The following is a 13,106-nucleotide window of genomic DNA, read 5'->3' as shown; positions in this document are numbered from 1 at the left end:
GAGTCCCATGCCCGAAGCACTGCCCGTCGCCACGATCCGTACGCAGGTCACGGTGCCGCTGGTGTTCCCGGACGGCTACGCCACGACCGTGCGGGTGTTCACCTTCAAGGGCCTTGTGGACGGTCGGGAGCACCTCGCTCTCGGCCTCGGCGACTGGGCGGGCGCGCTGGACCGCCTCGCCGCCGGCGGCGAAGCCCCCCTGGTCCGCCCGCACAGCGAATGCCTGACCGGCGACGTGTTCGGCAGCCAGCGCTGCGACTGCGGTCCGCAGTTGCGCGAGGCGGTGGAGCGGATCACCGAGACCGGCGGGTTCCTGCTCTACCTGCGCCAGGAGGGCCGGGGCATCGGCCTGTACGCCAAACTCGACGCGTACGCCCTGCAGGACGCCGGCCTGGACACCTACCAGGCGAACGTCGCGCTGGGCCGGGGCGAGGACGAGCGGGACTACAGCGCCGCCGCGCAGATGCTTGTCACCCTGGGCGTGCCCCGGATCCGGCTGCTCAGCAGCAACCCGGACAAGGCCGAGCAGTTGACCCGCCTCGGTGTGGACGTCGCCGAGCGCGTGCCCACCAGCGTCTTCCTCTCCCCGGCCAACGCGGGATATCTGGCGGCGAAGGCGGCCAAGGCGGCGCAGACGGAGGCGGCCGAGGCCCTCGCGGGCCTGACGTCCGAGCGGCCCGACGTCCCGTGAGCGGCCGGCCGGCGCGGCCGTACGTGCTGCTGAGTTGCGCCACCTCGATCGACGGGTACATCGACGACTCGTCCGAGCAGCGGCTGCTGCTGTCCAACGAGGACGACCTGGACCGTGTCGACGCGGTCCGGGCCAGCTGCGACGCGATCCTGGTCGGTGCCGGCACGGTCCGGCGGGACGATCCCCGCCTGCTGGTGCGCTCCGCCGTACGCAGGGCGGAGCGGGTGGCCGGTGGCCGGCCGGCCTCGCCCGTGAGGGTCACGTTGACCGCGCGGGGTGACCTCGACCCGACCGCCCGGTTCTTCACTGCCGGGGACGCGACCCGGCTCGTCTACTGCGCCACGTCGGCGCTGGACAAGACCAGGGAACGGCTGGAGCGGGCGGCAACCATCGTCGACGCCGGTGAGCCGATCGACCCGGCCTGGCTGCTGGCCGACCTGGCGGGGCGGGGCGTCCGGCGGCTCATGGTGGAGGGCGGCGGGACGGTGCACGCCCAGTTCCTCACCGCCGGCCTCGCCGACGAGCTGCACCTGGTGGTGGCCCCGTTCTTCGTCGGCGACGGCCGGGCACCCCGCTTCGTCGGCGAGGGGAGCTTCCCGTGGCACGCGGGCCGCCGCGCCCGGCTGGCCGAGGTCCGGCAGATCGGCGACGTGGTCCTGCTGCGCTACGCGCTGTCCGACCGCTTCGGCGAGGCCTGACGGCGCCGCAGGAGGTACGTGACCGCGCTGAGCCCGAACAGCGCCGCGCTGAGCAGGAGCCATCGCCCCAGGTACGGCCGCTGGTCCTGACCGGTGGCCGCCAGGTGGGTGGTCTCGCCCAGGCGCAGGATGCCCGGGGAGTAGACGAGGAACAGCAGGGCGCTGCCGAGCGCCGGCGCCCGCAGGTGGTTGAGCAGTGTGACCCGGCCGCGTGCCACCGCGCGCAGCAGGCGGTCGACTGCCGCGTACACCGGGAAGAGCACCAGGTCGTGGGCGACGACCGCGCCGAGGAACCACAGCAGCATCCGGCCGGCGGTCGCCTCGTGGGCCACCCGCAGCGCCACCCAGCCGGCCAGCACGAGGGCTGCGGTCACCACGACGAGGTGCCAGGGCGCGGCGCCGTAGCGGGCGCGCATCCGGTCAGCCATGGGCCCGGCCCTGGAAGTCGATCTCGGCGACCCACTTCGTGCAGTGCACTCCGGGCAGGGCCGGCACGATGACCCGGGCCGGGTAGCCGTGGTCGGGGGAGAGGTCGACGCCGTTGACCCGCAGGGCGAGCAGCGCGTCCGGGTCGAGGACCTGGTTGGACGCGAGTACCGCCGTGCGGAACAGTCCGGCCTGCTCCAGCGACGACACCCGCGCCGACGCCGGGTCGGGGACGCCGGCCCGGGCGGCCAGGTCCCGCAGCCGTACGCCGGTCCAGGTCTGCCGGGTCGACCAACCCTCCACGCAGGAGATCGGCAGCGCGGCGGTGTGCTGCGCCATGGCCAGCAGCGCCGACCGGTCCAGGGTCACCGTCCGGCCGCCACCGCGTAGGGTGAGCCGCCACCCGGCGCCGGTCTGCTCCGGGCGTACGCCTGCGGCGGCGACCGTGCGGTTGACCGGGAAGCCGTTCGGTCCCGGGCCGGGCTGCCGGCCCCGGGGCAGCAGCAGCGCGGTGCGGCGCAAAGGACCGTCCAGGCTCTGCCCGATGGTGAGGACGGCCAGCAGCAGTGCCCCGCCGCCGACCAGGCCGACCGCGCCGCGTCTGCTGACGGTGGCCGGTCCGGGTTCGGTGGCGACCAGCCCGTCCGGGTCGGGTGGCTCGGGTCGGGTCGCGGCACGTGAGGTCCGCAGCTGCGCGCCGAACGGTCGGGATCGTAGCGCGGTCACCAGCCGGGGGAACTTGATGACCACGTGCGCCACGAACGCCCCGGTGAAGATCCAGGCGCCGAAGTAGTGGGCGGTGTAGAAGTCGAAGCCGAACACGTACGAGTACTGGATGTTGAGCAGTCCGGTGGCGATCTGGAAGAGGATGCCGCCGACCAGCAGCAGCAGCGTGAGTCGTTCCAGCGCCTGGGCCAGCGAGCGGACCGGCGGCCAGTCGAACAGCTTCGGCAGCACCGACCACAGCTTGCCCAGCACCACAGGGATGAGCACGATCCCGAGCGTCACGTGCAGACCCTGGGTGACCCGGAACAGCCAGGACGGCCGCGTCGGCCAGTCGAAGGCGGGCAGCCGCAGCCAGCCCACGTCGGTGGGGAACGCCTGGTCGAACTGGGGACCGTAGGCGGCGTAGTCGAGCAGCCCCGTGATGATCACCAGGGGCAGCGCGACGAGGAGCGCCGTGCCGTACACCGCGGTGAGCCAGGGGCCGCGCAGCGGACTGCGCCAACTCCGCTCGATCGTGTCCACCCCTGGTGGCCTCGGAGGCACCGCCGCTCCTTCCTGACCGCCGTGGTCGGCGGTGTGACGCACTGCGGGCAGGCTAAACCGCGCGGGTACGGCCTGGTCGGGTTTGCCGCATTACCGAACGCTTACCGCACCGGCAGCTGTTGTGAACTCCTTACGGGTCGGGCGAACGGGCCCGCCGGGCGTCCCTCCCGCCCTACCGTGACCGGAATGCGGGTACTGGTCACCGGCGCGGCCGGGTTCATCGGATCGCAGGTCGTCGACCTGCTCGTCCAGCGGGGCCACGAGGTGGTGGCGCTGGACGCGCTGCTGCCCCAGGCGCACGGCGGGGAACTGCCCGTCTGGTCACGCGGGCATGACGTGGTGCGCGGCGACGTCCGCGACGGCCCTCTGCTGGACCGGCTGCTCTCCGGGGTGGACGCGGTCTGCCACCAGGCGGCGATGGTCGGGCACGGCCTGGACCCGTCGGACGCCCCCGACTACGTCACGCACAACGACTACGGCACGGCGGTGCTGCTGGCGGCGATGCACCGCGCCGGGATCGGCCGGCTGGTGCTGGCCAGCTCGATGGTGGTGTACGGCGAGGGGCGTTACATCTGCGCCGCGCACGGCCCGGTACGCCCCGCGCCCCGGCGGCCCGAGGACGTGGCGGCCGGCCGGTACGACCCGACCTGCCCGCACTGCGACAGCGGCCTCGACCCGGCGCTGGTGCCCGAGGACGCTCCCCTGGAACCACGCAGCACGTACGCCGCGAGCAAACTCGCCCAGGAGCACCTGGCGGCGGCGTGGGCGCGGCAGACCGGCGGCGGGGTGTGGGCGTTGCGCTACCACAACGTCTACGGTCCTCGGATGCCCCGCGACACCCCGTACGCGGGGGTGGCGTCGATCTTCCGGTCGGCGCTGGCCGCCGGTGAGGCGCCCCGGGTGTTGGAGGACGGCCGGCAGCGGCGCGACTTCGTGCACGTCACCGACGTGGCGCGGGCCAACCTGCTGGCCCTGACCAGCGCCGCGCCGCAGGCCACGCTCACTCCCGTGAACGTCTGCTCGGGAGAACCGCACACAGTCGGCGAGCTGGCGGTGACCCTCGCCGAGGCGATGGGCGGCCCGGCCCCGCAGGTGGTCGGCGGCGCCCGGGCGGCTGACGTGCGGCACGTGGTGGCCGACCCGACCCGCGCCGCCGGCCTGCTCGGCTACACGGCCCGGGTCGGTTTCGCCGAGGGGGTGGCCGGCTTCGCGACTGACCCGCTGCGCGAGCCGGCCGCCGTCGCCCCGGTCTGATGCCGTTCGCCGTGGCGGTACCGGGATGCGCGCGGAGCTAGGACACCGTCCAGATCAGGTGGTTGACGGCCAGCGCGGTGACCGCCTGTGCGGCCAGCCACCAGCGCCGTGACCCCGCCGGAAGGTGGGCGGTGGCCACCAGCAGCCACACGATGAACGGCAGCCAGATCCGCTCCACCTCGGCCTTGCTGAGCCCGGACAGGTCCGCCCCGAGCACCGCGACCACGGCCGCCAGCGGCAGCAGCACCGTCGGACCGGCGGCCCGCGCGGCCGCGACCACGCGGGCCGGTAGCCGTCCGCATGCCCCGGCCCACCGCGACCGGGCGGCCAGCAGCACCCGGCGCAGCGCCGGCCCGAGCACCGGACCGGCGCTGAGCAGCAGCGCCGCCAGGTTGGCCCACACCCAGTAGGCGTACGGACGGTCGGCCGCCCAGCCCTGGTAGTACCGCTCGACGACCAGGTCGTAGCCGACCCACCACTGGAAGCCGGCCGCGACGAAGACGGCAGTCACGGCGGCCACGCCAGCGCCGGCGGCGAGCAGGGCACTCCAGCGATGGCTACGACGCAGCGCCAGCACGGCCAGCGCCAGCACCCCGACCAGCAGAAACCCGTACGACAGGTGCAGCGCGAAGCCGAGCGCGACGCCACCGGCCGCGGCGGTGGCCCGGCCGCGTACCGCCAGCAGGGCCAGCCCGGCGGCGACGACGGCGGCGAAGATCCCGTCGGCCGAGGCGCCCACCCAGACCGCACCGGGCAGCAGCACCAGGAACGGGACGACCGCGCGGGCGGCGTCGGGTGCGCCGAGAGCCCGCAGCGTCACCGGCACCGACACCGCGACCGTGGCGCCGAGCAGCACGCACGCCAGCGCGGCGGCGGTGCCGCCGCCGAGACCGACCCGGTCCAGCCCGACGAAGATCAGCAGCGCGCCCGGTGGATGGCCGGCGGTGTGGGTGGACCAGGAGTCCGGCTGGAAGTCCACGATCCGGTCGGTGAAGCCGGCGAGCATCGCCGGGATGTCGGTGACCCGGGGAACCTCGTGCAGGTACTCGGCCTGCGGCGTCAGCCGCTGCGCCAGGCCCGCCGACCAGCCGTCCACCAGGGCCAGCGACAGCGTCCACGCCACCGCCGTCAGCCACGCGACGACAAGCAGGAGACCCCAGCGGGCCGTGCGGGCCCACCGCGCGCCCCAGCCCACCACCCCGACCGCGATCAGCAGCGCGACTGGGCTGCCCCAGCCGACGTGCGGACGCCACGTTCCGTACAGCGGGGCGGCGTCGGCGTGCAGGCCGGCGCCGCGCGCGTTCAGCACCGCGCCCACCGCCACGGCCGTGGCGAGCAGCGCCGCCTCCACGCCCAGCACCAGCAGGTCCCCCGGACGGCGGCGGGTAGGCGTCCGCCCGGTCGCGGTGGGGGAGGCGGTGGTCGAGGTCATGACCACCGGACGGTACGGCGACAGCCGACCCGCGCGCCGTGGAACCGCCGGCCCGTCACCGGACGGTAAGAAATGTCCAGGTGGTAAGGGTTCGGTAAGCACATTCCGGCCTCCGCCCACCGGGTGCCGTCCTAGCGTCGGCGGTATGGCGACTCAGATCGACGTGGTGCTGCCCTGCCTGGACGAGGCGGCCGCGCTGCCCGGTGTGCTCACCGCGCTGCCGCGCGGCTACCGGGCCATCGTCGTGGACAACGGCTCCCGCGACGGCTCGCCCGAGGTGGCGGCCCGGCACGGCGCGCGGGTGGTCCACGAGCCCCGCCGTGGCTACGGCGCGGCGGTGCACGCCGGCCTGGAGGCCGCCGACGGCGACCTGGTGTGCGTCCTGGACGCCGACGGCTCGTTCGACCCGGCCGAGCTGCCCGCCCTGGTGGCGCCCGTCGCGGCCGGTGTCGCGGACCTCAGCGTCGGCCGGCGGCGACCGGTGGGCGCCGGGGTGTGGCCGTGGCACGCCCGCGTCGGCACCGCGCTCGTCGCCGCGCTGCTGCGCCGCCGGGGCGTACCCCTGCGGGACCTCAGCCCGATCCGGGTGGCCCGCCGCGACGCGCTGCTCTCCCTCGGGGTCACCGACCGGGCCTTCGGCTACCCCCTCGAACTGCTGATCCGGGCCGCCGCCGCCGGCTGGCGGATCCACGAACTGGACGTCACCTACGCGCCCCGGGCCGCCGGCACCCGCTCCAAGGTGTCCGGTTCGGTGCGGGGCACCCTGCGCGCGACCCGCGACTTCGCCGGCGTGCTGCGGACCGTGGACGGCTCCCGGTGACAATCCTGCTGGTGGTCGCGAAGGCGCCGCTGCCCGGTGCGGTGAAGACCAGGCTCTGCCCGCCGGCCACGGCCGAGCAGGCGGCCCGGATCGCCGCCGCCGCGCTACGCGACACCCTCGACGCCGTCCGCGCCACGCCCGGCGTCACTCCGGTGCTGGCGTGCGCGGGCCGGCTGACCCAGGCCCAGGACGCCGCCGCGTTGACCGCGGCGCTGATCGGCTGGGACGTGCTGGACCAGCGGGGCACCGGACTCGGTGACCGGCTCGCCAACGCGTACGCCGAGGTGGCCGAGGCGTACCCGGGTAGGCCCGTGCTCCAGATCGGGATGGACACTCCGCAACTGACCCCGGCCCGCCTGACCGCTGGCGTACGCCGGTTGCGTACCGCAGACGCCGTCCTCGGTCGGGCCGCCGACGGCGGCTGGTGGTCGCTGGGGCTGCGCGACCCTCGACACGCGGGCGTGCTGCGCGACGTGCCGATGTCGACACCGCACACCGGCCGGGACACCTGGGCCGCGTTGGGCGGGCGAGGACTGCGCACCGCGCCGCTGCCGGTGCTGCGCGACGTCGACGAGTGGCCCGACGCCCTCGCCGTGGCGGTGCAGGCGCCCGGGGGCCGGTTCGCCAGGCAGGTCGCGGCGGTCCGGCTCGCCCTGGCGCCGGGCGGCCGGCGGTGAACCCGGTCGACACTGCCGCGCGGGTCGCCGAGCCGACGGGAAACGCCGGCGCGGACGGATTCGCCGCCGTCCTCGCCGACGGGGCGGCCGACGGGCGGTGGCTGGTGGACGGCGACGGCGTGCGCAGACCGCTGCCGGTGGCCCGCTGGCACGGCGACGCCGAGCCGGCTGTCGCCGCGCTTGTCGGCCGCTGCGCCGGGCCGACGCTGGACCTCGGCTGCGGGCCGGGCCGGCTCACCGTCGCGCTGACCCGGGCGGGCCGCACGACTGTCGGCGTGGACGTGTCGGCCACTGCCGTGCGGCTCACCCGCGCCCGTGGCGCGGTGGCGCTGCACCGTGACCTGTTCGACCCGCTGCCCGGCGAGGGCCGGTGGGCGCACGCGGTGCTGATCGACGGCAACATCGGCATCGGCGGTGATCCGGTCGCACTGCTGCGCCGGTGCCGGGAACTGCTCGCATCCGGGGGCACGGTCCTGGTCGAGCTGGAGCCGCCCGGGGCCGGGCTGTGGCAGGGTCAGGCCCGGGTGGCCGCCGCGCACGGGACCGGCCGGCTGCTGCTGGGCCCGGCGTTCCGGTGGGCCCGCCTCGACGTACGCGCCGTGCACCCGGTCGCCGAAGCGGCGGGGCTCGCGGTGCGGCAGGTGTTCCGGTGGGGGCGGCGCTGGTTCGGCGAGCTGACGCCCGGCCGCTGACGACAGGTCAGGCGACCGGAAGGTGCACCACGAAACGGCAGCCACCGACGACGTTCTGCACGTCCACCCGGCCGCCGTGCGCCTCGACCAGCCCTCGGACGATCGCCAGCCCCAGCCCGCCGGAGCCCTCCCCGCCCGGGTCGGGCGTGCGGGCCGGCTCGCCCCGGAACGCCACGTCGAACAGCAGGGGCAGGTCGTCCTCCGGGATGCCGCCGCAGGTGTCGGCGACCGCCAACCAGGCGGCGTCGCGTTCGCGCCCGGCGTCCACCCGGACGGTGCCGTCAGTCGGGGTGTAGCGCACCGCGTTGAGCAGCAGATTGCCCACCACCCGGGCCAGTTCGGGCTCGCTGGCCTGTACGGTGGGCCACCCCGACTCGGCGGCCACCAGGCGGATGCGCCGGGCCTCGGCCAGCGGCGCGGTGCCGGACAACGCGTCGGAGACCACCTCACCCAACGGCACCGCCGACATCGTCAGCCGCAACGCCCCGGCGTTGATCCGGGACAGCTCGAACAGGTCGTCGACGAGACGTGTCATCCGGTCGGTCTGCGTGCGGATGCGTCTGTGGTACTCGGCGACCGTCGCCGGGTCGTCGACCACCCGGTCCTCCAGCGCCTCGGCCATCGCCCGCAGCCCGGCCAGCGGCGTGCGCAGGTCGTGCGACACCCAGGCCACCAGGTCCCGGCGGCCCTTCTCGACCCGCCGTTCCCGGTCCCGGGCCTGGTCGGCCCAGACCGCGGCGGTGGCCAGCCGCCGCCCGAAGTACCAGCCGACGGCGAGACTCACCGACGCCGCGGCGGCCACGGTGAGCAGGACGACCTGGAGGTCGTGCGGGGACAGGAACATCGCCCGGGCGACCACCACGACACCTGCCACCACTGCGCCGACGGTGATCGTGAGCAGGACGCAGACGTGCACGGTGATCGACCGGTCGCGCAGCAACCGCAGTGTCAACGCCCCGAGCAGACCCACGCCGAGAGCCGCCGCGAGCGCCGCCGCGAAGATCAGCGCCAGGTCACGCATCGGCCGGCTCGTACCGGTAGCCCACGCCCCAGACCGTGACGATCCGGCGCGGCTCGGCCGGGTCGTCCTCGATCTTCTCCCGCAGCCGCCGCACGTGGACGGTCACCGTGGACTCGTCCCCGAACGTCCAGCCCCACACCCGTTGCAGCAACTCGGTGCGGCGAAACGCCCGCCCCGGATGCCGCATCAGGTACGTCAACAGGTCGAACTCCCGTACCGTCAGGGTCAGCTCGCGGCCGTGCAGCCTGGCGATCCGCGGCCCCGTGGCGACCTCCAAGCCCGCGTCGGCGAACAGTTCGGCAGCCGGCCCGGCCGGCTCGCCGGCCCGGCGCAGCACCGAACCGACGCGCAACACCAGTTCCCGTGGCGAGAACGGCTTGCCCAGGTAGTCGTCAGCGCCCAGTTGCAGGCCGAGCACCCGGTCGGCCTCGTCGCCGCGCGCGGTCAACATGATGATGGGTACGCCGTCCGGCCGCTCGCGCAGCCGCCGGCACACCTGCAACCCGTCCAGCCCGGGCAGCATCAGGTCCAGCACGACGAGGTGCGGCGGCTCGTCCCGGACGGCCTGCAGGGCTGCGAGGCCGTCCCCGACGTGGCTCACGTCGTACCCGGCGTGCTCCAGATACCGGCAGACCACGTCGCTGACGGTCCGGTCGTCGTCGACCACGAGCACCCGCTGCGCCACCGGCCACCTCCCCGACCAGCCTAGCCAGCACCGGCGAGGGCGAGGACAGCGCAGATCTTGCGGTCTTCTTACGTCCCGCAGTGGGCGGGATATCCAATCGACCCGGGGTGCCGTGCCGCGACAGAATCCCGGGATGCCCGTACCTTCCATCGCCCTGCTGCGCTGGCAGTTCGACCTGACGTGGTCGCTGTTCGAGTACCACCTCGAACGACTCGAAACGGCGGACTTCCTCTGGGAGCCCGCCACGCTGTGCTGGTCGGTGAGGCGCGGCCCGGACGGCAGGTGGAACCCGGACTGGGCCGACACGGAACCCGATCCGGTCCCGGCGCCGACCATCGGGTGGCTGACCTGGCACATCGGATGGTGGTGGACCGTGACGATGGATCACCTCCGGGGGCGACCGCCACGACAGCGCACGGACGTCGAGTGGCCGGGCGCGGGCGAGCCGACTGTCACCTGGCTGCGCGACCTGCGCACCGAGTGGCTGGGGCTCCTCGACCGTCTCGCCGACGCCGACCTCAACTCGACCGCGCGGTATCCCTGGGACGACGAGTCCGGCCTCACGGTCACGCACACGATCTGCTGGGTCAACGCCGAGCTGATGAAGAACGCCTCCGAGATCGGTCAACTCCGCCTCCTGCGTGCCGCGGACCGACCGGTCGTCGAAAGGGCCGGTGACTAGCTCGGTTTCCGCCCGACCGGGGAGACCAGCGGGGGCCAGATCGTCGGGGTGCGGCACCTGACCGAGTGATCAGCCGGGCGGCGCGGCCTGCGTACGATGCGGGGTCGAGTTTTCCTCGTCGCGGCGGAGGTAGCGGTAGATGGCAGCGCAGCACGAGGGTTTCGCCCTCGGCGTCGACCTCGGTACGTCCAACACGGTCGCGGTGCTGCGCTGGCCGGACGGGCGGACCCGTCCGCTGCTGATGGACGGTCAGCCGGTCAGTCCGTCGGCCGTGTACGCCGACCCGGACGGCACCCTGCACGTCGGCTGGGACGCGCGACGGTTGGCGCTCGCCGACCCGGCCCGCTTCGAGGCGAACCCGAAGCGCCGCGTGGACGAGCCGTCCGTGCCGCTCGGCGAGCGTTCGTACCCGCCGGCGGACCTGCTGGCCGCGGTGCTGGCGGCGGTGGCGCGGGCCGCCGTGGGAGCCGTGGGTTTCCTGCCGCCGGCCGTGCTGACCTGCCCGGCGGCGTGGGACGAGACGCGCCGGCAGGTGCTCGCCGACGCGTTGCTGCGGGCTGGCTGGCCGCAGGCCGCCGAGCACACCCTCGCCGGGCCGACCCCGCCGGGCACCCGCTTGTTGCGCGAGCCGGTGGCCGCGGCCCGCTACTACACGCAGGTGCTGCACCGGCCGGTGCCGGTCGGCGGCGCGATCGCGGTCTTCGACTTCGGCGGCGGGACGCTCGACGTCGCGGTGCTGCGCAACGAGGGCGCCGACCCGTGGGGTGACTCCGGGTTCAGCGTGGTCGCCGACGGCGGGCTGCCCGACCTGGGTGGCCTGGATCTCGACGCCGCACTCGTCCGGCGGGTGGGGGAACTGGTAGGTGAGCGGCACGCCGCGCAGTGGGCCCGGCTGGTCGAGCCTGCGGACGCGGCGCAGCGCCGCGACCAGGTCCGGCTGTGGGACGAGGTACGGGGTGCGAAGGAGACGCTGTCCCGTTCGATGGTGGCGCCGGTCGCGGTGCCGGGGGTGCCGGACGCGGTGCAGCTGACCCGGGCCGACGTGGAGCGCGTCGCCACACCGTTGCTGCGCCGGGCCGTGGACCGCGCCCGGGAGGTGATCGCCGCCGCCGGGTTGCGTCCGGATCAGCTCGCCGGGTTGTTCCTGGTCGGCGGTTCGTCGCGGATCCCGCTCGTGGCCCGGATGCTGCACGCCAAGCTGGGTGTGGCGCCGACGGTGTTGGACCAGCCGGAGCTGCCGGTGGCCGAGGGCGCGCTTACCGACCTTCCACTGCGTCGCGCGCAGCCCGCGTACGCCGGGCCGCCCGTCGCGCCACCGCCCGCTCCGGTGCCCGGCACGCCGCCCGGGCCGCCGTGGCCGGGTTCGCCTCCACCGGCGGCCGTGCCGGCGGGCGGTGGGACGCCCTGGCGGCGGGCGCGCGTGATGGTGCCCGCGGCGGTGCTCGTCCTGGCCGCCGTGGTGACCGCGACGACGCTGTACCTCACCCGGGACCGCTACCCGGGCCTGGAGTTCGGGCCGCTGCGCGAACTGTCCCGCCCGGCGGCCGGCAGCGAGCGGCCGGACGCCATGTGGACGGCGGTGCTCGGCGACCGGGCGTACCTCGGCCATCCGTTGCCCGACGACCGGCTGGAGGTGGTGGCCGTCGACGCCGGCACCGGCGACGAGCTGTGGCGCAGGGCGACCGACGTCACCGCCGGCGACTGGAAGGCGCTTGTCGCCCTGCCCGGCGCGGTCGCGGTCCTCGCCGACGCCCCGGGCGACAGCACGCCGCGGCCGCTTGCCGTCCTCGACGGCCGCTCGGGCGCCCAGCGCTGGCAGCGGTCGGTCCGGGGCGACGACGACGTCTTCTTCTCCGACGACACGGCTGTGCTTGTCGACCGGGCCGCCAACCGGCTGGTCGGTCTGCGTCTGCGCGACGGCGACGAGGCGTGGACCACGCCCAGTCCCACCGACCAGTACGGCGGCGTCCGTACCGTGGTGCGGCAGGTCGGCACCGACGAGGCCGCCGGCGGTCCGGCCTTCCTCGACGGCACACCCCGCGACCCGTGGGCGGGCAAGGGACGTCGACTCGTGCAGGTCGGCGCGGACCGTTCGGTGCGGCTGCTCGACATGGCCTCCGGTGCCGTCCTGCGCCAGTGGGGCAGCGTCGCCGACCTCGACGACCTGGTGGTGGCCCACGAGGACCGCCTGTACGTGGCCGCGAACGACACCGGGTACCAGTTGCTGTCGTACGACCTGGGCTCCGACGCCGAGCCGGTGGTCCTCTTCCGGGCCGGGGACGACGAGTACCGCCCGAAGGAGTTGGTGGCCTGCGGCGAGCGGCGGGCGTGCCTGGTGCAGGTGCCGGGCGGTCAGGCCGAGCGGACCGAGGTGGTGGCGGCGACCGAGGGTGAGCGTGCGATACGTTGGTCCGCCCCGGGCGTGACAGGCTTGATCCCGTTGGGTGAGCGGGTGCTCGCCCAGCGGGAGTACCCGAAGCCCGCGGTGACCATCTTCGACGCCGCCGGCAAGGCCGTGCTGCGCGACAGGGGTGGAGTGGCGGCCCGACTCGACGCCGGCAACCTGCTGGTGTTCGCCACGGCGCCCAGCACCGTCGCGGACAACCGGGTGCTGGCCGGCGTGTGGGCCGGGTCCGGCGAGGTCGACGAGCTGGGTGAACTCCAGGACGTCCGCAGCACGTCGTGCTCGTGGAACACCCGGGTCATCGCCTGCGGCGCGGACAAGGACTTCGTGCTGTACCGCTTCGCCGACGAGTGAC

General features: G+C 74.9%; 13 protein-coding genes. 8 read left to right on the top strand and 5 right to left on the bottom strand.

Annotated features, from left to right (window positions below):
- The first annotated feature begins 7 nt into the window (after nt 1–7).
- Both ACZ6N8_RS17915 and ACZ6N8_RS17910 read left to right on the top strand, forming a co-directional pair.
- On the top strand, nt 8–691 hold the full coding sequence (locus tag ACZ6N8_RS17915) for a GTP cyclohydrolase II (protein ID WP_466011178.1): 684 nt from the start codon (nt 8–10) through the stop codon (nt 689–691).
- Nucleotides 688–1,389, top strand: coding sequence for a RibD family protein (locus tag ACZ6N8_RS17910; RefSeq protein ID WP_466011176.1), 702 nt, complete (start codon nt 688–690; stop codon nt 1,387–1,389). Before ACZ6N8_RS17915 ends, ACZ6N8_RS17910 begins: the two co-directional genes overlap by 4 nt.
- Here ACZ6N8_RS17910 and ACZ6N8_RS17905 read toward each other — a convergent pair.
- Nucleotides 1,356–1,817 carry a hypothetical protein gene (locus ACZ6N8_RS17905; protein WP_466011175.1) on the bottom strand — a complete coding sequence of 154 codons (462 nt, stop codon included), beginning with the start codon at nt 1,815–1,817 and terminating at the stop codon, nt 1,356–1,358. The two genes, ACZ6N8_RS17910 and ACZ6N8_RS17905, sit on opposite strands and share 34 nt — an antisense overlap.
- The gene (locus ACZ6N8_RS17900; RefSeq protein WP_466011173.1) at nt 1,810–3,126 is read right to left on the bottom strand and encodes a molybdopterin-dependent oxidoreductase; all 1,317 of its coding nucleotides are present in this window, start codon (nt 3,124–3,126) and stop codon (nt 1,810–1,812) included. The genes ACZ6N8_RS17905 and ACZ6N8_RS17900 overlap by 8 nt, the downstream gene beginning before the upstream one ends.
- A 144-nt stretch (nt 3,127–3,270) precedes the next feature.
- Here ACZ6N8_RS17900 and ACZ6N8_RS17895 point away from each other — a divergent pair, with 144 nt between their 5' ends.
- Complete coding sequence (locus ACZ6N8_RS17895; protein WP_466011172.1) at nt 3,271–4,338, top strand: NAD-dependent epimerase/dehydratase family protein; 1,068 nt, start codon at nt 3,271–3,273, stop codon at nt 4,336–4,338.
- 37 nt (nt 4,339–4,375) lie between these two features.
- On the opposite strand, the gene ACZ6N8_RS17890 is transcribed toward ACZ6N8_RS17895, so the two are convergent.
- Nucleotides 4,376–5,770 carry a hypothetical protein gene (locus tag ACZ6N8_RS17890; RefSeq protein ID WP_466011170.1) on the bottom strand — a complete coding sequence of 465 codons (1,395 nt, stop codon included), beginning with the start codon at nt 5,768–5,770 and terminating at the stop codon, nt 4,376–4,378.
- Nucleotides 5,771–5,915: 145 nt separating this feature from the next.
- Here ACZ6N8_RS17890 and ACZ6N8_RS17885 point away from each other — a divergent pair, with 145 nt between their 5' ends.
- The 3 genes from ACZ6N8_RS17885 to ACZ6N8_RS17875 are packed head-to-tail and all read left to right on the top strand — an operon-like array spanning nt 5,916 to nt 7,959.
- Nucleotides 5,916–6,590, top strand: coding sequence for a glycosyltransferase family 2 protein (locus ACZ6N8_RS17885; RefSeq protein ID WP_466011169.1), 675 nt, complete (start codon nt 5,916–5,918; stop codon nt 6,588–6,590).
- Nucleotides 6,587–7,267, top strand: a complete 681-nt coding sequence (locus ACZ6N8_RS17880; RefSeq protein WP_466011167.1) for a TIGR04282 family arsenosugar biosynthesis glycosyltransferase — start codon at nt 6,587–6,589, stop codon at nt 7,265–7,267. The genes ACZ6N8_RS17885 and ACZ6N8_RS17880 overlap by 4 nt, the downstream gene beginning before the upstream one ends.
- Nucleotides 7,264–7,959, top strand: coding sequence for a class I SAM-dependent methyltransferase (locus tag ACZ6N8_RS17875; protein WP_466011165.1), 696 nt, complete (start codon nt 7,264–7,266; stop codon nt 7,957–7,959). Before ACZ6N8_RS17880 ends, ACZ6N8_RS17875 begins: the two co-directional genes overlap by 4 nt.
- A 7-nt stretch (nt 7,960–7,966) precedes the next feature.
- Here ACZ6N8_RS17875 and ACZ6N8_RS17870 read toward each other — a convergent pair whose 3' ends face one another.
- Nucleotides 7,967–8,980 (bottom strand): sensor histidine kinase, encoded by a 1,014-nt coding sequence (locus ACZ6N8_RS17870; protein ID WP_466011163.1) that lies wholly within the window; start codon nt 8,978–8,980, stop codon nt 7,967–7,969.
- Nucleotides 8,973–9,665 carry a response regulator transcription factor gene (locus ACZ6N8_RS17865; RefSeq protein WP_466011162.1) on the bottom strand — a complete coding sequence of 231 codons (693 nt, stop codon included), beginning with the start codon at nt 9,663–9,665 and terminating at the stop codon, nt 8,973–8,975. The genes ACZ6N8_RS17870 and ACZ6N8_RS17865 overlap by 8 nt, the downstream gene beginning before the upstream one ends.
- Before the next feature lie 133 nt (nt 9,666–9,798).
- Here ACZ6N8_RS17865 and ACZ6N8_RS17860 point away from each other — a divergent pair, with 133 nt between their 5' ends.
- Together ACZ6N8_RS17860 and ACZ6N8_RS17855 are read left to right on the top strand one after the other, a co-directional pair.
- Nucleotides 9,799–10,347, top strand: a complete 549-nt coding sequence (locus ACZ6N8_RS17860) for a DinB family protein (RefSeq protein WP_466011160.1) — start codon at nt 9,799–9,801, stop codon at nt 10,345–10,347.
- A 139-nt stretch (nt 10,348–10,486) separates the two neighbouring features.
- Entirely contained in the window at nt 10,487–13,105 is a 2,619-nt protein-coding gene (locus tag ACZ6N8_RS17855) for an Hsp70 family protein (protein ID WP_466011159.1), read from the top strand.
- The last annotated feature ends 1 nt before the right edge of the window (nt 13,106 follow it).

Source organism: Micromonospora sp. NPDC047521, assembly GCF_055587305.1.
Note: the sequence above shows the minus strand (reverse complement) of the source record. Positions and strands in the feature narration are given on the sequence as shown.

Bases quoted from the DNA above. Each gene is read 5' to 3' on its own strand.
- ACZ6N8_RS17915 (WP_466011178.1), top strand. From the start codon at position 8: ATGCCCGAAGCACTGCCCGTCGCCACGATCCGTACGCAGGTCACGGTG.
- ACZ6N8_RS17905 (WP_466011175.1), bottom strand. From the start codon at position 1,817: ATGGCTGACCGGATGCGCGCCCGCTACGGCGCCGCGCCCTGGCACCTC.
- ACZ6N8_RS17895 (WP_466011172.1), top strand. From the start codon at position 3,271: ATGCGGGTACTGGTCACCGGCGCGGCCGGGTTCATCGGATCGCAGGTC.
- ACZ6N8_RS17890 (WP_466011170.1), bottom strand. From the start codon at position 5,770: ATGACCTCGACCACCGCCTCCCCCACCGCGACCGGGCGGACGCCTACC.
- ACZ6N8_RS17885 (WP_466011169.1), top strand. From the start codon at position 5,916: ATGGCGACTCAGATCGACGTGGTGCTGCCCTGCCTGGACGAGGCGGCC.
- ACZ6N8_RS17870 (WP_466011163.1), bottom strand. From the start codon at position 8,980: ATGCGTGACCTGGCGCTGATCTTCGCGGCGGCGCTCGCGGCGGCTCTC.
- ACZ6N8_RS17860 (WP_466011160.1), top strand. From the start codon at position 9,799: ATGCCCGTACCTTCCATCGCCCTGCTGCGCTGGCAGTTCGACCTGACG.
- ACZ6N8_RS17855 (WP_466011159.1), top strand. From the start codon at position 10,487: ATGGCAGCGCAGCACGAGGGTTTCGCCCTCGGCGTCGACCTCGGTACG.